At 46.6% G+C, this 18,812-nt stretch carries 13 protein-coding genes; 11 read left to right on the top strand and 2 right to left on the bottom strand.

Annotation, left to right across the window (positions count from 1 at the left end; genetic code table 11):
* Positions 1-11: 11 nt before the first annotated feature.
* The 4 genes from OCV77_RS14235 to OCV77_RS14220 are packed head-to-tail and all read left to right on the top strand — an operon-like array spanning position 12 to position 5,075.
* Entirely contained in the window at positions 12-2,435 is a 2,424-nt protein-coding gene (locus OCV77_RS14235) for an endonuclease MutS2 (RefSeq protein ID WP_262575658.1), read from the top strand.
* A 14-nt stretch (positions 2,436-2,449) separates the two neighbouring features.
* Positions 2,450-3,148 (top strand): response regulator transcription factor, encoded by a 699-nt coding sequence (locus OCV77_RS14230; RefSeq protein ID WP_118797241.1) that lies wholly within the window; start codon positions 2,450-2,452, stop codon positions 3,146-3,148.
* A complete protein-coding gene (locus tag OCV77_RS14225; protein ID WP_262575657.1) occupies positions 3,148-4,575 on the top strand; it encodes a sensor histidine kinase in 1,428 nt (475 codons plus the stop codon). Before OCV77_RS14230 ends, OCV77_RS14225 begins: the two co-directional genes overlap by 1 nt.
* Positions 4,575-5,075 carry a tRNA (cytidine(34)-2'-O)-methyltransferase gene (locus OCV77_RS14220; RefSeq protein WP_262575656.1) on the top strand — a complete coding sequence of 167 codons (501 nt, stop codon included), beginning with the start codon at positions 4,575-4,577 and terminating at the stop codon, positions 5,073-5,075. Before OCV77_RS14225 ends, OCV77_RS14220 begins: the two co-directional genes overlap by 1 nt.
* A gap of 26 nt (positions 5,076-5,101) precedes the next feature.
* Here OCV77_RS14220 and OCV77_RS14215 read toward each other — a convergent pair whose 3' ends face one another.
* Positions 5,102-7,210: a methyl-accepting chemotaxis protein gene (locus tag OCV77_RS14215; protein ID WP_262575655.1), complete on the bottom strand. Its 2,109-nt coding sequence runs from the start codon at positions 7,208-7,210 to the stop codon at positions 5,102-5,104.
* Positions 7,207-8,118, bottom strand: a complete 912-nt coding sequence (locus tag OCV77_RS14210) for an alpha/beta hydrolase (protein ID WP_262575654.1) — start codon at positions 8,116-8,118, stop codon at positions 7,207-7,209. Before OCV77_RS14210 ends, OCV77_RS14215 begins: the two co-directional genes overlap by 4 nt.
* Before the next feature lie 146 nt (positions 8,119-8,264).
* Here OCV77_RS14210 and OCV77_RS14205 point away from each other — a divergent pair, with 146 nt between their 5' ends.
* The 7 genes from OCV77_RS14205 to OCV77_RS14175 all read left to right on the top strand — a co-directional run bounded on the left by OCV77_RS14205 (position 8,265) and on the right by OCV77_RS14175 (position 18,728).
* The gene (locus OCV77_RS14205) at positions 8,265-9,704 is read left to right on the top strand and encodes a DUF3329 domain-containing protein (RefSeq protein WP_262575652.1); all 1,440 of its coding nucleotides are present in this window, start codon (positions 8,265-8,267) and stop codon (positions 9,702-9,704) included.
* A 5-nt stretch (positions 9,705-9,709) separates the two neighbouring features.
* Positions 9,710-10,678: a radical SAM protein gene (locus tag OCV77_RS14200; protein ID WP_262575651.1), complete on the top strand. Its 969-nt coding sequence runs from the start codon at positions 9,710-9,712 to the stop codon at positions 10,676-10,678.
* Complete coding sequence (locus OCV77_RS14195; protein ID WP_262575650.1) at positions 10,630-12,432, top strand: LacI family DNA-binding transcriptional regulator; 1,803 nt, start codon at positions 10,630-10,632, stop codon at positions 12,430-12,432. Before OCV77_RS14200 ends, OCV77_RS14195 begins: the two co-directional genes overlap by 49 nt.
* Entirely contained in the window at positions 12,408-12,962 is a 555-nt protein-coding gene (locus OCV77_RS14190) for a GGDEF domain-containing protein (RefSeq protein ID WP_317246643.1), read from the top strand. Before OCV77_RS14195 ends, OCV77_RS14190 begins: the two co-directional genes overlap by 25 nt.
* Positions 12,963-15,770: an ATP-binding protein gene (locus OCV77_RS14185; protein ID WP_262575649.1), complete on the top strand. Its 2,808-nt coding sequence runs from the start codon at positions 12,963-12,965 to the stop codon at positions 15,768-15,770.
* Between the two features lie 22 nt (positions 15,771-15,792).
* Positions 15,793-17,544 (top strand): response regulator, encoded by a 1,752-nt coding sequence (locus tag OCV77_RS14180; protein WP_262575648.1) that lies wholly within the window; start codon positions 15,793-15,795, stop codon positions 17,542-17,544.
* Positions 17,545-17,633: 89 nt separating this feature from the next.
* Positions 17,634-18,728: an aldo/keto reductase gene (locus OCV77_RS14175; protein ID WP_262575647.1), complete on the top strand. Its 1,095-nt coding sequence runs from the start codon at positions 17,634-17,636 to the stop codon at positions 18,726-18,728.
* Positions 18,729-18,812 lie beyond the last annotated feature (84 nt).

Here is an 18,812-nt window from a genome sequence, read left to right as displayed (position 1 = left end):
GACAGAAGCATATGGTAAACAGGAAAGTACTGGAAACATTAGAATATACAAAGGTCAGGGCAAGACTTACAGAAAAGGCCACCTCCGATCCCGGAAGAAGGCTGTGTGCAGAGCTGGAGCCGATGACAGAGACCGCGCAGATTGAAGAAGCGCAGACACAGACGGCAGATGCCCTTACCATGCTTTTTCAGAAGGGATCCACCTCCTTTGGAGGCAATAAGGACCTGACCATGGCACTCAGATCACTGGAGATAGGAAGTACGCTGTCAGCCTCAGAGCTTCTGAAGGTAGCAGGACAGCTGGAAAACGTAAACAGGATCAAGGCCTATGGAAGAAAGCAGAGAGAAAATACAGAGCGGGACGGAGAAGAGAGTGGGGATTATCAGGCAAGCTCCCTTGCCGGACATTTTGAAAGACTGGAGCCGCTGACACAGCTTTCGGCAGAGATCGGCAGATGTATTCTGTCAGAGGAAGAGATTGCGGATGATGCCAGCGTAAATCTCAAGCATATCCGGAGAAACATTGCTGTGACAGGAGAACGGATCCACAGCCATCTGCTGTCTATGGTAAATGGCTCCTGCCGCAGTTATCTGCAGGATGCAGTGATCACCATGAGGGATAACAGATACTGTATTCCCGTAAAGGCGGAATACAAGAGTCAGGTGCCTGGTATGGTGCATGACCAGTCCTCTACGGGTTCCACCTTCTTTATTGAGCCTACAGCAGTGGTAGAGCTGAACAATAAGCTGAAGGAGCTGGCTGCAGCAGAAAAAGAAGAGATCGAAGTGATCCTGGCAGACTTAAGCAGCCAGGTTGCAGAGCACACAGAAGAGATCTTTGAGAATCAGAAGATCATGACGTTCCTTGACTTTACCTTTGCCAAGGCGGCACTGGCATTGGAGCAGAATGCCACAAGACCGGTGTTTAACAGGGAGCATGCCATTCATATCAGGAAGGGCAGACATCCCCTGCTTCACCCGAAAAAGGTTGTCCCCATCGATATTTATCTTGGCAGGGACTTTGACCAGCTGATCATTACAGGACCAAATACAGGCGGAAAAACGGTATCTCTGAAGACCGTTGGACTGTTTACGCTGATGGGACAGGCAGGACTGCATATCCCGGCACTGGATCGTTCGGAGCTTTCGGTTTTTCAGGATGTGTTTGCGGATATCGGGGATGAACAGAGTATTGAGCAGAGTCTCAGTACCTTTTCCTCCCATATGACAAGGATCGTATCCATTCTGAAGCATGCCGATCAGGATTCCCTGTGTCTGTTCGATGAGCTCTGCGCAGGAACAGATCCGACAGAGGGTGCTGCTCTTGCGATCGCTATTCTGGAAAGACTTCATAATCGGAAGATCAGAACTATGGCAACGACCCATTACAGCGAACTGAAGGTCTATGCCCTGACCACGCCGGAGGTGGAAAATGCCTGCTGTGAGTTCAACGTGGAGACACTTTCACCGACCTACCGGCTGCTGATCGGTATTCCCGGTAAGAGTAATGCCTTTGCCATTTCCAGAAAGCTGGGGCTTTCCGACGAGATCATTGAAGAAGCAGGAAAGCAGCTCAGCAGTGATGACAGAAGCTTTGAGGATCTGCTGGCAGATCTGGAGCAGAGCAGGGTGACTATAGAGAGGGAACGTCTTGAGATCGCTTCCTACAAGGAGGAGATCGGGACACTGAAGAAGCGTCTGCAGGAAAAGAATGAAAAGATCGACAGTGCCAGAGACAGGATCCTCAGGGAGGCTAACGAAGAGGCAAGGGATATTCTGCAGAATGCCAAGGACGTGGCAGATGAAACAATCCGGGTATTCCAGAAGGCAGGACCGGGTGCATCCTTAAAGGATCTTGAAAAATCCAGGGAAAAGATCCGAGGAAAGATCAATGAGAAAAACGACAAGCTTGTCATAAAGAGCCAGCCAAAGGAAAAATCCGGCAGGCTGACGGCTGACAAGATCAAAAAGGGAGATACGGTAAAGATCCTGTCCATGGGAATGACAGGAACGGTTACATCGCTACCCGATCATAAAGGAAATGTATTTGTACAGTGCGGAGTGATCCGCTCCCAGGTCAATATTAACGATCTTGTGTATGCAAAGGAAAAAGAAGCAGAAGAAAAGAAGCCGGTGCTGCAGCGCACCCGTACTGGTACAAGCGGTATCAAGATGTCCAAGTCCTTAAGTGTTTCCGGCGAGATCAATCTCCTTGGAAAAACCGTGGATGAGGCACTGCCGGAGCTTGACAAATATCTGGATGATGCCTATCTGGCACATCTGCCCTCTGTAAGGGTAGTGCATGGCAAGGGAACCGGTGCTCTCCGGAATGCCGTACAAAACCATTTAAAGAGAGTCAAATATGTGAAGAGCTACCGGCTGGGAGAATACGGAGAAGGTGACGCAGGTGTCACAATTGTTACATTTAAGGATTAAACAGGGAGGATGCTATGGCAGGAAAACAGAAAATTCTCATCGTTGATGATGACAGTAATATAGCAGAGCTGATTTCATTATATCTGACAAAGGAGTGCTTTGACACCATGATCGCACCGGATGGAGAAACAGCACTGATGCTGGCGGATTCCTTTGGGCCGAATCTGATCCTTCTGGATCTGATGCTGCCGGGAATTGACGGATATCAGGTATGCCGGGAGATCCGTGCCAAGTCTTCGGTACCCATTATCATGCTCTCTGCCAAGGGAGAGATCTTTGACAAGGTACTGGGCCTTGAGCTTGGTGCAGACGACTATATGGAAAAGCCCTTTGATTCCAAGGAACTGGTAGCAAGGGTAAAGGCAGTCCTTCGGCGTTACAAGCCGGTGGTGGCTGCGCCTGCAGAGCCGGATGTAAAATGTGTGGAATACCCGGATCTCGTGATCAACCAGACCAATTATTCTGTCCTTTATATGGGAAAAACGGTGGAAATGCCGCCCAAGGAGCTGGAGCTTTTGTACTTCCTTGCGTCCTCTCCCAATCATGTGTTTACCAGAGAGCAGCTTCTGGATCAGATCTGGGGATATGAATATATCGGAGATACCAGAACGGTGGATGTCCATATCAAGAGACTGAGAGAAAAAATCAATGACCATGCACACTGGAGGATTGCAACGATCTGGGGCATCGGCTATAAATTTGAGGTAAGATAATGCGAAAGACGCTGTATTTAAAATTTCTGCTGGCCTATCTGATCTTTGGCTTTTTCGGATTTATGGTCGTAGCGACTTTTGTAAATAATATGACGATGGAGCATCTGAAGCGGGAGAAGGCAGATGCCCTGTATAAAGAAGCAACGCTGATCGCCAATACCTATGCCTCTGATCTGTACAACAATACCACATCCCTGGACACAGTGAAAAAGCAGATCGATGCTCTGGATACGTATCTGGGAGCAAGGCTTTGGATCATCAATCCATCAGGACGTATGGTTCTGGATTCACGTACACCGGTAGATGTGGAAAACGAGACAGTGATCACTGGGTTTGATCCGACGGTGACAGGCTCCAGCTACTATACAGTAGGGAACTTTTTTGACAGCTTTACAGAGGAACAGCTCAGCGTATTTGCACCGATTACTTCGGCCTACAAGGTAAGGGGCTATGTGGTGATCCATTATCCCATGCAGAATATCGCAGCATCCTGTAACAGCCTTTTGAACATTTCCTATCTGATGCTGGTGATTCTGTTCCTTTTATCATTGATCATCCTGATCTTCTTTACAGAAATGGTATATCTGCCGCTTCGCAAGATCACGGAAGCAACCGAACAGTATGCGGCAGGAAACATGCACTATGAGTTTCAGGTTGACAGTGAAGATGAGATGGGTTATCTGGCAGCTTCACTGAACTATATGGCCAGTGAGATCGCCAGAAGCGAGGACAACCAGAAAAAGTTTGTGGCAAATGTTTCCCACGATTTCCGGTCACCCCTGACTTCTATCAAGGGCTATCTGGAGGCCATGCTGGATGGAACGATCCCGGCAGAGCTTCATGAGAAGTACCTGAGGATCGTCCTGAATGAGACAGAAAGACTGACCAAGCTGACGGGAAGTCTCCTGACACTGAATAACCTGAATACAAAGGGTATGATGCTGAACCGGAGTCTGTTTGATATCAATCAGGTGATCCGGAATACGGCAGCATCCTTTGAAGGAACCTGTAAGCAGAAGACCATAGCGATTGAACTGACACTGACAGGAGATCAGCTGTTTGTCAATGGGGATGTTGATAAGATCCAGCAGGTGTTATATAATCTGCTGGACAATGCGATCAAATTCAGCCATCAGGATTCAGTCATTAAAATAGAGACCACAGAAAGGAAGAACAAGATCTTTGTTTCGGTAAAGGACAGTGGTATCGGGATCCCCAAGGATGATCTGAAAATGATCTTTGACCGTTTCTACAAGTCAGATCTGTCAAGGGGCAAAGATAAGAAGGGAACCGGACTTGGGCTTTCTATCGTAAAGGAGATCATCAGTGCCCACGGTGAGCATATTAATGTGATCAGCACGGAGGGGGTTGGCTCTGAATTCATTTTTTCTCTGCCGGTCGCAGAGAATGGAGAGGAAGAATTATAATGCACATCATTTTACATCAGCCGGAGATCCCGGCAAATACGGGAAACATAGGAAGAACCTGTGTTGCTACGGGAACAGATCTGCATTTGATCGAGCCGCTTGGCTTCCGGCTGACAGAGAAGGAAATCAAACGTGCCGGTATGGATTACTGGGAGCATCTGAATGTGACCCGTTATATGAACTTTGAAGAGTTTCAGAGTCTGCATCCGGGAGCCAGGATCTGGATGGCAACGACCAAGGCAAAGCATGTTTATTCGGATGTGTCCTTTGCCCCGGATGATTATATCATGTTTGGAAAAGAGAGCGCAGGGATTCCAGAGGAGATCCTTGTAGCGCATGAGGAAACCTGTATCCGTATACCGATGGAGCCGGCGATCCGCTCCTTAAATCTGTCCAACTCTGTGGCGATCGTTCTCTATGAAGCACTGCGGCAGCAGCGGTTTGCAAGTATGCAGCTTACTGGGGAATTACACAGATTGAGCTGGAAAACAGAGGAATAAAGAAAACAGAACAGAAGACGCAGGCATTATTTAAATGCCTGCGTTCCTTTTTTGAGCTGTGCTTCAACGAAGTCCTTAATATATGAGTTATCCTCCGGCATCTGACAGCCTACGATGTAAACTCCATTATTATTGGAGCAGCGGATAATGTGCCCCTCCAGTGTGGAATGTGAGGGAAGGGCGAAATTCTCGATCGTGACAGAGATATCAGTACCCTTGCCTTCTGCAAAGACCGGTTCCTTGGAAAGGAAGGCAAAGCCATTTGCACTGATATTATTCAGTCTGGCATGATACTGCAGGCCGGTTTCTTTAATGGTTACAATACAATAATTGGAAATGTCAATTCTTGGGTATTTCCGGCGGTTCAGGATCTGGGGTCTTGAACCTAAGCTGGCCTGATAATCAGCGGAAGCGTTGTCCTTTTGGAGCTGTGCATCTTCCCAGCAGTAAATGATATTGCCAACAGTGATCTGCAGCCTGCAGGAAACAGGCTTGGAGATAGCGGGCTTCTTCTCCAGGGAGATAAGAATACCATTCGTTGTCTGCTTTACAAATTCTCCGTGATATTCGCAGGGCTTTCCATCCATAAGAGCCTGGATACTTACCTTCATTCCAGGCTCAACATCGGAAATTCCCATGAAGCCGCCAATACCGAGTTCGCACATAAGAGCCTGGATAACATCTTCAATCTGGTTGATATTGCTTGCACTTTCATCATATTTGCTGAGCATCTGCTCGCTGATCTCACTGGAACTGCGGATATTGTCTGTTATTGTTTTCATAATGGAGGATACCTGCTCCATATTGTCTACCAGCTGGAGATTTGAATTTTCAACCTCCTTCATGGAGGAATCGATCGTCTTTATATGCTCGCCGATCTGGGTGGAATCCCTGGTGATCATACTTACATTCTGGCCGGTCAGCGTTACCTTTTCAAGGGTCAGCTGGATCAGTCTGATGGTTTCCTCCATGGAATCCGTCATTTTACTGGAAATATCATCCAGACGGATCAGTGCTTCACGGATCTGGGCAGAGGAATCCTTTGTTTCCGTACTGAGTGTCCGTATCTGGTCTGCAACAACGGCGAACCCTTTTCCTGCTTCTCCTGCTCTTGCAGCCTCAATGGAAGCATTCAGGGCAAGAAGGTTTGTCTGGCTGGAAATATTGTCGATCTTTCCGGTTTCCTGCTTCACAGTTGAAAACTCTTCCTTAAAGCTCTGCAGGATCTGTTCTACCTTTGAAGAAAGCTCTGCCATGGTTCCGGCAGTTTTTACGAGTCCGTCAAGATCTGTGGAGCTGGTAAGTGCGTGCTTTTCAGATTCTGTCGTAAGTGCTACCATTTCCTTTATCATATCGGTGACATGCTGTACCTGGGTACTGATGCCGGAGGTCATGCTCTTTGAAGATTCTGTGCGATCCTTTAACATGTTGTTATTCTGTGTCAGCTCATTCATGCCTAGCATGACTACATCAGATCCGTGCTTGTTTTCGGCGGCCAGCTCCCTGACAACGGTAATACCATCCATAACAGCATTACTGGAGGTTTTGACCTTCTCTACGGTTGTGATGACACGCTGCAGATCGGCTTTGATGCTGTCTGTCAGTGCACCATCAGATTCGTTCAGATGACGGATGGACATAATGTAGCAGATATAGCATAAAAGGATACAGGATACCTGCAGCTGATAATTCTTCATATCGGATGCGGAAGTGCAGCCAAGGACAGCTGCCCGGTATACAGCACTCAGGATGACGCTGATGGAATTGGCTATGCCACAGCCAATCATAAAGCGTTTATTCTTATACAGCACGAGCAGGCTGGTTACGGGAAGGATATAAGTGAAGGCGATGGGAGAAGCCGTCGTACAGAGAACGAAGGTATAGAAGATCCCATAGCCGATCACGAGATCCAGCCGGTAAAGATCGGAGGCCTTCCCCTTGATCTTCAGGATAATATCACCAACAAGGAAGGGAACCCAGCAAAGGATCAGAAAGATCACATACTGGTTCATGGGGTACAGGTGTCCCGCTGCATCTGAGCCGTAATTGGCAGAAAGCAGGAGGGCAAAGACGAGCCAGATACGTCTGGCCTTTTTGTTGGCTTTCTCTTTAAAGAGGTTTTCATCGTAGTTCATTTGTAAGTTCTTCCTTTCTGGCAGGCCTGCAGGAACTGCAGCATGTCATTGATCAGTGCTTCGCTTTCCGGCAGGGAAGGATCAAAGACGCTGAAAGCATGGGTAAGCCTTCGGTCTGCCGGAAGGTTCAGAAGCTTATGGGGTATATGGTGCCGGCGCAGTGCCCTGGCAAAGGAAACTGTATAGTCTCTCAGGTTATCATTATGGCTTGTAGTCAGAAAACAGGGAGGCAGGCTGGAAACGATATCTTCGTGCTCTGGATTTACATAAGGAGCAAAAGCTTCCTTTTTATAATGCTTTCCATATAAATAGGTAGGAAGGAACAGACCGATCTTGTCTTTTCTTGTGGTATAAAACATGCCACTGATCAGCCCGATCGCCACCGGCTTTAATGCAGAGGGAGTAACCCCTGCAGCTTCTGCCAGCCTTTTACAATTCTGCATGGCAGCAGTGTAGGTGAGAAGGCAGGCTCCACCGCTGTCCCCGGAAGCATAAACCTGATCCGGATCACCCTGGTAATGTGCGAGGTTTTCTTTTATAAAATCAAAGGCCAGAAATATATCCTGAAACTGGTCAAAGACAGTGCAGTCCGGTACAAGGCGATAGTCTATGCTGAATACCAGAAAGCCCTTCCCGGCGATTCGTTCACAGAAGGGTCTGTTAAATTCCTTGCTGCCCAGCAAAAGACCGCCGCCATGGATGTTGATCATGACGGGAAGAAGTACATCCTGTCTTTTCTCAGGATAGTAAATGTCCAGGCGGTGGGCAGGAAGAGTATCTCCGGCATAGGGGATATCGGCCTGACATATGATTCCCGGTAAAGGCGGGAACTGTTGATCACGACCGGCATAGGTCTTCTGGAAGTCCTTCCGCTGTCTGTAAAATATGTTTGTAATCCATTGACTCATGCTTTTGTACTCCTAAACAATACTATACTCATATTAAAATTTTTATCTGCTTTTTTCAAGAGATAAATGAAAGAATATATAGTTAAAAATTTATAGGCGGGAATATAAGGCAGGGAGGATTGCATTGGAGAGAGGGGTCTGATACAATGAAAAAGATAAATCAGGACAACAGAGAGGATATTGCTTTGACAGGATTTTTTGAAAAAAACAGGAAATTAATTTTTTATCTGATAGCAGGCATTGCCTTTGTTACAATATATACGTATAATCTGCTGACACCATACCTGTCAGATGATTATGCTTATCTGATCGATGTCAGAAAGGCACATTCCCTGCTGGATCTGGTCAGGCAGCAGTATGGTGAGTATTTATCCAATAGTGGAAGGATTATCGGACAGTTCAATGTAAGACTGTCTCTTTCCATGGATAAGCAGATATTTAATGTGATCAACAGTCTGATGTTTCTTCTGCTGGCATTTCTGATTTATGCTAATATCCAAAAAAGGAAAAAATATGACAGCTTTGTGCTGCTTACGATTCTTTCGTTCCTCTGGCTGTTTTCTGTTGAATTCGGACAGACTATGCTGTGGATCTGTGGTGCCTGCAACTATCTGTGGGGCAGCGTGATCATTCTGCTGTTTATTACAGTATACCGGAAGCTCCTTCAGCAGCCGGACAGAAAGCATGCTGTCCTTGTGGGAGCCGGTATGTTCCTGCTTGGCGTACTGGCGGGCTGGTGCAATGAAAATACCTCCGGGGGAGGGTTGTTTCTTGTACTGCTCTACAGTCTGAATTTCTGGACTGACAGGCGGAAGGAAAAAAGAAAAACAGTATATCCCTTTATGGTTTCCGGGATTGCGGGAATGTGCTGCGGGCTCATTGGAATGGTGATGGCGCCCGGAGTCAGGAAGCGCAGTGCGACCATGTCGGAGGGAGATGAATACACAGGTATCGTGGGCCTTTTGTCGCGCACCTATAAGGTCATCGTGAATATGCATGAGCTTTTTCTGGTGCTTATGATCATGGCGGTGCTGATTCTTGTCCTGCTGTCCCTTCAGGGGAAGCTGAAGACCTTTGCCAGGATAAGGACGAACGATACGGTTCTGTTCATACTGGCCTTTCTGGCAACATCCTTTGTCCTTGCTTTGATCCCGACACCGGCAGACCGGGCGTTTTTCGGAGCGGGAGTATTTCTGATGATCGCCTGTATCCAGGGGATCGTGGAGGCAAGGGAACAAAAGGAGCTGGCGGTACAGCTCCTTACCTGTGGGCTTGTCAGTGTGCTGTGCATGATACTTTTCTTTACCTATGTGGAAAATCTGGTAGATCTTGCAAGAATTTACAGAGAAGAGAATGAGAGAATAGCGCTGATCGAGGCAGAGCATGGAGAGAATGAGGATGGTATTGTGGTGATTCCACAGTTCCGGGAAGAATTCAGGACGGTCTACAGTGTTGCCCATGATTCAGATCTGACGGATGATAAGGAGTACTGGATTAACCATTTTTATGAGATCTATTATGATATTGGAAATATAACGGCAATCCCGCGGGACGAGTGGGATGTACGTTATGGAAGCAGGGAGTGAGTATTATGCAGCTGCAGAAACTGACAGATGATCCCTGTAATCTTTGCAGCAGGGAATGCGGTGCAAGACGGCAGCAGGGAGAGACAGGGTATTGTGTTTCACAGAGCCGGCCGGTAGTGGCAAGAGCTGCCCTGCATATGTGGGAGGAGCCCTGCATTTCCGGAGAAGCGGGAAGCGGGGCTGTTTTCTTTGCCGGCTGCAGCCTGCGCTGCATTTATTGTCAGAACTTTGAACTGGCAAGGGGAAGAAAAGGCTTTGAGGTGGGCATAGAACAGCTTGCTGATATCTTCCTTGCCCTGCAGGGTAAGGGAGCAGCAAATATCAATCTGGTGACACCGGATCATTTTACACTGGCGGTTATCCCTGCAGTAAGAATGGCCAGGGAAAGAGGACTTATGCTGCCAGTGATTTATAACTGCAGCGGCTACGAAAAGGAAGAGCTGATCGAAAGCCTCCGGGGGACAGTGGACATTTTTCTGGTTGATTTTAAATATATGGAAGAGGAACTGGCACGGAAATTTTCTTTTGCGCCGGATTATCCGGAGATAGCGAAGAAGGCACTTGCCAGAATGCTCAGTCTGACAGGAGAACCGGTATTTGATGAGAAGGGGATGCTGCAGAAGGGGGTTATTGTAAGGCATCTGCTCCTGCCGGGACATAAGAGGAATGCCAGAGAGGTTATAGCGTATATACATCAGAATTACGGAGACAGGGTCATTTTAAGCCTGATGAACCAGTATACACCGTTTGAGAGACTGAAGGAAAGGGAAGACTGCAGGGAACTCTGCCGGAGGGTGACAAAAAGAGAGTATGAGGCAGTCATAGAGTATATACTTTCCCTTGGGATGGAAAATGTTTTTATCCAGGAAGGGGAAACGGCAAAAGAGAGTTTTATTCCGGAATTTGACGGGGAAGGGATTTTGGAATGGCAGAAAGAGGATGGAAAATGGCAGGAAGAAAGCGGCCTACAATAGGAATGATGGTAAGCGGCATCATGGATGATTTCACCAGACCGGCCTGTAAAGGGGCTATGAAGATAGCCAGGGAAATGGATGTTAATCTGATCGTGATCCCGGGAAAATATATAGACAGAGATGTATCAGATAATCCGGATCTTGCTTATGAATATCAGTATAGCAGTGGATTTTCCTTTGCAAAACCGGAGAACCTGGATGCTGTTATTGTAGCAGCGGGGTCTATCGGGTGCTTTGCATCCAGAGAGAGAATAAAGGAAATGATCGGACGGTTTCAGGGAATCCCCTGTGTACTCATTTCCTATCAACTGGAGGGATATCCTTATGTGCAGTATGATAATGCCAGCGGTATCCGGGAAGGAATGGAATATCTGATCGGGAAGATGGGCTGTAAGCATATCGGGATGCTTGGGGGAAGCCTTGATAATACGGATGCACAGGAACGAAGAGATGCTTATGTGAAGGCACTTGAGGAGCATGGGCTTCCTTTTGAGGAAAAGGCCTATGTAACGGGGAATTTCACAAGAAACTGTGCTGGAGCCATAAAGCAGCTTCTCGATGAAAACCCGGAGCTGGATGCAGTTTTCTGCGTCAATGATGATACAGCGATTGGCATGTATGATGAGCTTAACCGGCGGAAGAAGATCATTGGCAGGGATGTGAAGTTGTTTGGCTTTGATGATGTGATCCAGTCAGCCAAAATGAATCCGCCCCTTGCATCAGTCCGGGCAGACAGTACAGAACTCGGGGAAGAGGCACTTCGCATGGCAGTAGCGATGGCAGCGGGAGAAAAGATAGAGAGTCATATTCTGCCAGCACGCTTTATACGGAGAGAATCTGCAGGAAATCAGTTCTTTGAAGAGAAGAATGCAGAGTTTTTTGGATTAAAAACAGTAGAAGACTATTTTAATGACAGCTTTTACCGGCACAGAAATGAGATGGAAAATGTGCCTATGATCCAGATATGGGAAGCATTCCGGGGACTGGCAGAGAAGCTGTTCTGTGTAGTAAAAAATGACAGCTTCCAGATGGCAGAGGTGCCGGAGATCTTTGAGGCGCTGACACAGTTCCTGGACGCAGATGGCATCGCATATGCGGATCTCAGTATTCTGCTTTCCTGCTTTGAAGAGGTTTACAGGATCCAGAAAAAGGAACTGCCGGGGATAGAAGACAGATATGAACTGCAGAAGCTGTATTTTACCATATACAGGAAGATATTGCAGACGACAGATACTGAACTTGGCAAAATGTCAGAGAATAAAGAAAAAGAAAATTATGCCATGAAAATGTTTATCCGGGATGCGCTTTCCTTTGAAAAGGGAAATGATCTGAGTTATGCATCCATGATCAGCAATCTGGAATGGCTTGGCATAAAAAATGCCTGTATCTATACATTTGCAGAACCGATGATGCATCTTTCCGGTGAGTATTTCAAAGCACCGGAGGAACTTTATCTGAAAGCGGTCCTGCGAAATGGAAAGGTAGAGACAATCCCTGCAATCGTACAGAAAACGCCGCTGTCATCGCTGTTCAGAAGAAGCCTGCAGGGAACAGAAGGCGAGACCACATTTATGTGTGCACCTCTTTTTTCAAATGAGATCATTTACGGACTGGTATTTTGTAATCTGACAGAGCAGGTATTCTTAAATGGAGAGTTCCTGATCAACCAGATGAGCTCCGCAGCAAAGATGATCACGCTTCTGAAGGCCAATGAAAAAATACAGCAGAGCTGGAGGACAGCCTCCATGCGCTGAAAGAAAATAATATTGCACTGGACAATCTTTCCAAATCCGACGGACTGACAGGTATCTGGAATAGACGGGGATTTGAGGTTGAAGGAGAAAAGCTGATCAGGGAAGCCAGAGAAAGCGGAAAGCATGTATTGGCAATCTATGTGGATATGAACAATCTGAAGATCATCAATGACAGATACGGACATGAAGAGGGAGATTTTTCCATTAAGCTGATCAGTGCCATTCTGTCTGAACGGATGAAAGACAGAGGGATTGCAGGAAGGATCGGCGGAGATGAATTTGCCTGTCTGATGATCACAGAGGAAGAAGACGATGGAAGGAAGCTGATCGAGGATATCTACCGTGACTTCCATTCCTTCAACAGGGGAAGCAGTAAGGTCTATAATATTACTGTTTCAGCAGGTGCAGTGAACCTGCCGGCGGAACAGGTAACGTCCCTGCAGGAAATGCTGACGCAGGCAGATGAAAAGCTTTATGAGGTAAAGAAGTACCGGAAAAAGGATGTAGTGAAGCGGGAGTACAGAAAATAAATGAAAAATAAGATCAGGAAAAGTGCGGCCTGGCTGATGCTTGGGATCATGCTGTCTGCTATAGTCTGTACACCAGTATATGCCAAAACGATCGACCGGGTGGAAACACCGGATTATACAGTGGCATTTTATGCGTTTGACTGCTACCACATGCAGGATGAAAATGGAAACAAAACCGGTTATGGATATGAGATGATGCAGGGACTCTCTAAATATCTACAATGTACTTTTTCCTATACGGGGTATGATAAAACTGCTGCGGAATGTATTGATATGCTGCGCAATGGTGAAATTGATATTTACACTGCAGCAAAGTGGACAGAGGAAAGGGCAGAGGAGTTTGTTTATTCCAAGCATCCGGCGATAACGGCAACTACCTGCATGAATATAAAGGTAGGAAATAACAAAGTGATAGCAGGGGATTATTCTACTTATGACGGCCTCCGTATCGGACTTCTTGAGAGGCATACTTATAATGACAGATTTCTTGCCTTTGTGAAAGAAAAAGGATTTTCCTGTGATATCCAGTACTATGATACCCCTACAGAACTGTCAGCAGCACTGATCAGTGGTGAGGTGGATGCACTGGTAGACAGTTATATCGGTGTCCCGGAGGATGAGCAGATCATTGAGAACTTCGGACAGACACCTTATTATATTATTGCCAGAAAAGAAGACCAGGCGCTGATCACTGAACTGGATGAGGCCTTTGATCAGATGAATCTTGAGACACCGAACTGGCGTACAGAGCTGTACAACAAGTACTACGGGTCACAGAGTAAAAGTACGGAGCTGACAGGAGAAGAGCGGGCGCTTCTGAAACAGATGAAGGAAAATAATGTGGTGGTCCGGGGAGTAATGAATCCTGATGCGAATCCCTACTCCTGGTATGAGGATGGAGAAGCGTACGGGATCAGTGCAGATCTTTTCCGGGCAACCGCAGCAGAGATCGGACTTTCCTGTGAGATCATGCCGGTTTCTACAAGAGAAGAATATGAGCAGGTACTTAAGGAAGGAAACGCCGATATCTGGATTGACATGGATGATGCTTTTGAAGGCAGCGATGGTGCCAGGTATAAGCAGACAGGTTCTTATCTGACGACCACGGTATCCGTTCTCCGTAACCGAGGTGCCTCTGAAAAGATCAGAAGGCTGGCGGTAGTTGATGGAAATATTTCCCTGAAGAAAACACTCTCTGCAGTCTGGCCGGAGGTGGAGATCCTTGAACTGAATGATAATGCACAGTGTGTGGAAGCAATTATCAGCGGAGAGGCTGACGGTGCACTGATGCCATCCTATACAGCCCAGAAACTGGCAAGAGATGATCTCCAGAACAGGCTCCGTGTGGATATTGTACCAGGTGTGGTGATCAGTATCGGAATGGGAGTAAATGCCAGTGACTCATATCTTTTTTATGGAATCTGGGAAAAGACACTGGAGAATGTGGCAGAACGGATGGGGACGGAAGTAGTACAGTCCTATCTGGAGGAAACAGCAACGCCGACGGCACTGCAATATCTGTTTGATCATCCGGTTTCCCTGGTGATGATCGCCGGTGGACTGATCCTTGTGGTCTTTCTTCTGCTTCTGTATCTGCAGATGACCAGGAGCAGAAACAGGCAGAGAGAAATTTCGGATGAACTGGCGGTAGCTCTTGGAGAAGCCAAGGAAGCAAATGAATCCAAACAGAATTTCTTCTCCAAGATGAGTCATGATATCAGGACCCCTCTTAACGTGGTTCTTGGCATGACACAGATCGCACAGAAGTACAAATATGATGTTCCAAGACTGGAAAGAGCACTGGACAGCATCACGACAGAAGGAAACTATTTGCTTGTGCTGATCAATTCCATCCTGGATGTCAATCAACTGGAGCATGGTTACATAGAACTGGTCAAGGAACCGTTTAACCCTGCTGAATGTGTAAAAAACAGTGTGGAAATACTGAAACCTCTGGCAGAAAAGAAGGACCAGCAGATCACAGTTACCTGTGACAGGGAAGACTGTGTGGTGATCGGGGATGCCAACAGGTACAGTCAGATCATGATCAATATTATTTCCAATGCCATCAAGTATACAGGAACAGGCGGACATATTGATGTAGCATTGCAGTGCCTGCCGGAAGGACATTATCGCTTTACCTGCCGGGATGATGGAATTGGCATGACAGAAGAATTTATCCAGCATATTTGCGAGGAATATACAAGAGCAGAGGACAGCAGGATTTCCAAAACACAGGGAACGGGACTTGGCATGTCAGTGGTTAAGGGACTGACTGATCTGATGCAGGGAACGCTCCAGATAGAAAGCAAGCTGGATGAGGGAACCATGTTCAGCGTTGAAATTCCTTTTCCTGATGCAACACAGGAGCAGAGGATGGCTGTTCTTGCGCCAGGAAAGGATGAAGAAAACGGCGTATCTGAATTCAGCGGAAAGAAGGTCCTTCTGGTAGAAGATAATTCTCTGAATGCCGAGATCGCAACAGAATTGCTGCAGAGCATCGGTCTTACTGTGGACTGGGCTGAAAATGGAGAGGTTGGGGTAAACAGATATAATGAATCCAGACCGGGAGAATATTTTGCGATCTTTATGGATATGCAGATGCCGGTCATGGACGGACTGGAGGCAACCAGGGTTATCCGGAGAAGTGACAGGAGCGACAGAGATATTCCTATTTTTGCCATGACAGCCAATACCTTTGCCAGCGACAGAAAAAGCTGCAGAGATGTAGGTATGAACGGTTACATTTCAAAACCGATCAATGTAAAGGATATAGAAATGACACTGAAAGACGGAGTGTCAGCATAGGTAAAGGCGACAGGGGAAAACAGTGGGAGACAGAAATATTACTTTTGAAGAAAACACAAAACAGGTAAACCGTATGATAGCCAGAATGCTGGCCTGCTGTACGGTCATCATCCTGATCCTGGTAGGGTGCTCTGTAGCAGGGGTATTTGAATTTGGAAGGGACTATACGCTGATCATTCTGATCGCCGGTCTGTTTATTACCATAACACCAAGTATCCTGATCCGGTTTGGATCGGATCATGTGGTGAAATATTATACACTCTGTATGCTTGCTGTTTTTATCGGGGTACTCGGGACGAATAATCATATTGGTATTTATATTACCTATATTCTGGTTCCCCTGTTCAGTTGTCTTTATTTTGAGCCGCAGCTGGTGATAAAAACCAGTATCATGTCCTATGCGGTGATGGCAGTGGCTTTGTATATCAATTCTGCGGATAAGTATGAGGTTATCTATCTTGGAAGACCGCACCTTACGATCTATATTGCCTATCTGATCGGTTTTACAATCGAGTATATGGTGGTTAATTCGGTTCTTTATCTGCTGGTAAAAAGAGCCAGACAGATGATGGAAGAGAGAAACAGCGCCAAAGAGGACAACAGGCAGAAGAGTGAATTTCTGTCAGCCATGTCTCATGAGATCAGGACACCCATGAATGCGATCATCGGGATGGCAGACGTAGCAATGCGTAAAGACATGGATGATGACCTCAGACGATGTCTGCGTGTGATCAAATCTTCTTCTACAGGTCTTCTGGAGATCATCAATGATATTCTGGATCTGTCCAAAATTGAGGCAGGCAAAATGAATATTGTTATCGATACCTATACGACAGAATCACTGGTAGAAGATATGAAAGTGATCATAGAGGCCAGAAATATCAGTAAGAAGGTTCCCATTTATTATCATATCCAGGAAGATCTGCCAAAGGAGCTTGAGGGTGATGTTGTCAGGCTGAAGCAGGTGGTGCTGAATTACGCTTCCAATGCGATCAAGTATACCGAATCCGGACAAATAGATGTGACGCTGGAATGTAAGGATATGGGAGATGGTTATGCAGTACTAACTTATACGGTAAAGGATACTGGACAGGGGATCCGTCAGGAGGATATGGGAAGGCTCTTTACCATGTACAGCCAGTTGAATGTGGAAAAGAATCACAGCAAGGAAGGTACCGGGATCGGTCTTGCTATCAGCAAGTACTTTATCGACAGTATGGGCGGCGAAGTGAGTGCGGAGAGCCGATATGGGGAAGGAAGCACGTTTTCATTCCGGCTTCCACAGAAGATGGTAACGGAAAGAACAAATGAGTCAGGAAAAGTAAGAGTGAAATATCTGGATCCGGTTCCCAAAGGCGAGGACTGTGTCTTTGTTACCAGGGGAGCCAGAATTTTACTTGTAGACGATAATGAGATCAACCGGGAAGTAATAAAAGCCATGCTGGAGCCACTTGACCTTACGATCAGAGAGGCAAGAAATGGAGCAGAGGCTGTTGAACTTGCAGAAACAGAAATTTACGATATGATCTTTATGGACAGTCACATGCCGGTCATGAATGGAGAAGAAGCAACCAGGAGTATCCGGAGCAAAGCCGGGATCAATCAGAATACGCCGATCATAGCGATCACTGCCGATGCCATATCCGGTGTCAGGGAAAGACTGCTAGGCAATGGTATGAATGATTATATTTCCAAACCGGTCAACATGAATGAGATCTGCAGAATGATCCGGAAATATCTGCCGGAAAGTAAAATTGTAAAGGATTCAGAATAAGACAACAGGTATACAGCAGAGATACGAAAGCTTTGGTATCTCCGTGGAATGAATGCAGAGAAGAGCAGGTTGCAGAAAGAAGGATGGAAATGGAATATCGTACACTGCCTCATGGAGGCGAAAAGATCAGCGTGATCGGAATGGGATCCTCCGTAGTTGGAGAACAGAAGGAAGCGGATATCATCCGCACAGTAGAATATGCACTGGATCAGGGCATTAATTATTTCGATATGGCAGGCGGCCATGCCACGATTTTCCCTGCTTATGGGAAGGTACTGAAAAACCGCCGGAAAGAGGCAATGCTTCAGGTTCATTTCGGGGCAGACTATACTTCCGGGGAATATGGCTGGACTACAAACTTAAATGTAGTAAAAAAGTCAGTGGACTGGCAGCTGAAACAGCTTCAGACTGATTATATTGATATTGGATTCATTCACTGTCTGGATGAGGAATCAGACCTCAGGGTCTATGAAAAGAACGGGATCCTGCAATTCCTGATGGAAATGAAGGAACAGGGTGTGGTAAAGCATATCGGTTTATCTACCCATGCACCGGCACTGGCAAATCGTGTGCTGGATCTTCAGATTCTGGATGTCATGATGTTTTCCATTAATCCCATGTATGATTTTGGACAGGGGGATTTTGCAATCGGAGGCACAGGAGAGAGACAGGAGCTGTATCGCCGCTGTGAAAAGGAAGGCGTTGGCATTTCTGTTATGAAGCCCTTTAATGCAGGACAGCTTCTGGATGAGGCCAAGTCACCGTTCCATCGGGCACTGACGACCTCACAGTGTATCCAGTATGCACTGGATAAGCCAGGTGTCATGACTGTTGTTGGAGGCCCTGGAAATATCAGTCAGCTTCAGGAGATCCTTTCCTATCTGGACAGCACGGAAGAAGAGCGGGATTATTCCGTGATCGGTTCCTTTACACCGGATGATTCCGTAGGAAAATGTGTGTACTGCAGACATTGTCATCCCTGCCCGGCAGGCCTTGATATTGCCCTGATCAACAAGTATTATGATCTGGCAAAGCTTGGGGATCCGCTGGCAAAAGAGCATTATCTTACACTCGGAAAAACAGCAGACGACTGCGTACAGTGTGGACACTGCAATAAGAGATGCCCGTTCCAGGTGAAGCAGCTGCAGCGGATGGAAGAGATCCGGGGGTATTTTGGAAAGTAACAGGAAAAAAGAGTCATACAAAGAGATGCCAGAACCGGTATTTGCCGGAACTGGCATCTTTTTAATTAAGGACTCATTTTACGG

It is taken from the genome of Suilimivivens aceti, from assembly GCF_025567405.1.
GTDB lineage: Bacteria > Bacillota > Clostridia > Lachnospirales > Lachnospiraceae > Suilimivivens > Suilimivivens aceti.
The sequence above is the reverse complement of the archived record's forward strand: the minus strand, read 5'-3'. Positions and strand labels throughout refer to the sequence as shown.

Coding starts and splice junctions, on each gene's coding strand:
- OCV77_RS14175 (WP_262575647.1), top strand. CDS start 17,634: ATGGAATATCGTACACTGCCTCATGGAGGCGAAAAGATCAGCGTGATC.
- OCV77_RS14230 (WP_118797241.1), top strand. CDS start 2,450: ATGGCAGGAAAACAGAAAATTCTCATCGTTGATGATGACAGTAATATA.
- OCV77_RS14200 (WP_262575651.1), top strand. CDS start 9,710: ATGCAGCTGCAGAAACTGACAGATGATCCCTGTAATCTTTGCAGCAGG.
- OCV77_RS14220 (WP_262575656.1), top strand. CDS start 4,575: ATGCACATCATTTTACATCAGCCGGAGATCCCGGCAAATACGGGAAAC.
- OCV77_RS14185 (WP_262575649.1), top strand. CDS start 12,963: ATGAAAAATAAGATCAGGAAAAGTGCGGCCTGGCTGATGCTTGGGATC.
- OCV77_RS14195 (WP_262575650.1), top strand. CDS start 10,630: ATGGCAGAAAGAGGATGGAAAATGGCAGGAAGAAAGCGGCCTACAATA.
- OCV77_RS14235 (WP_262575658.1), top strand. CDS start 12: ATGGTAAACAGGAAAGTACTGGAAACATTAGAATATACAAAGGTCAGG.
- OCV77_RS14215 (WP_262575655.1), bottom strand. CDS start 7,210: ATGAACTACGATGAAAACCTCTTTAAAGAGAAAGCCAACAAAAAGGCC.
- OCV77_RS14210 (WP_262575654.1), bottom strand. CDS start 8,118: ATGAGTCAATGGATTACAAACATATTTTACAGACAGCGGAAGGACTTC.
- OCV77_RS14205 (WP_262575652.1), top strand. CDS start 8,265: ATGAAAAAGATAAATCAGGACAACAGAGAGGATATTGCTTTGACAGGA.
- OCV77_RS14225 (WP_262575657.1), top strand. CDS start 3,148: ATGCGAAAGACGCTGTATTTAAAATTTCTGCTGGCCTATCTGATCTTT.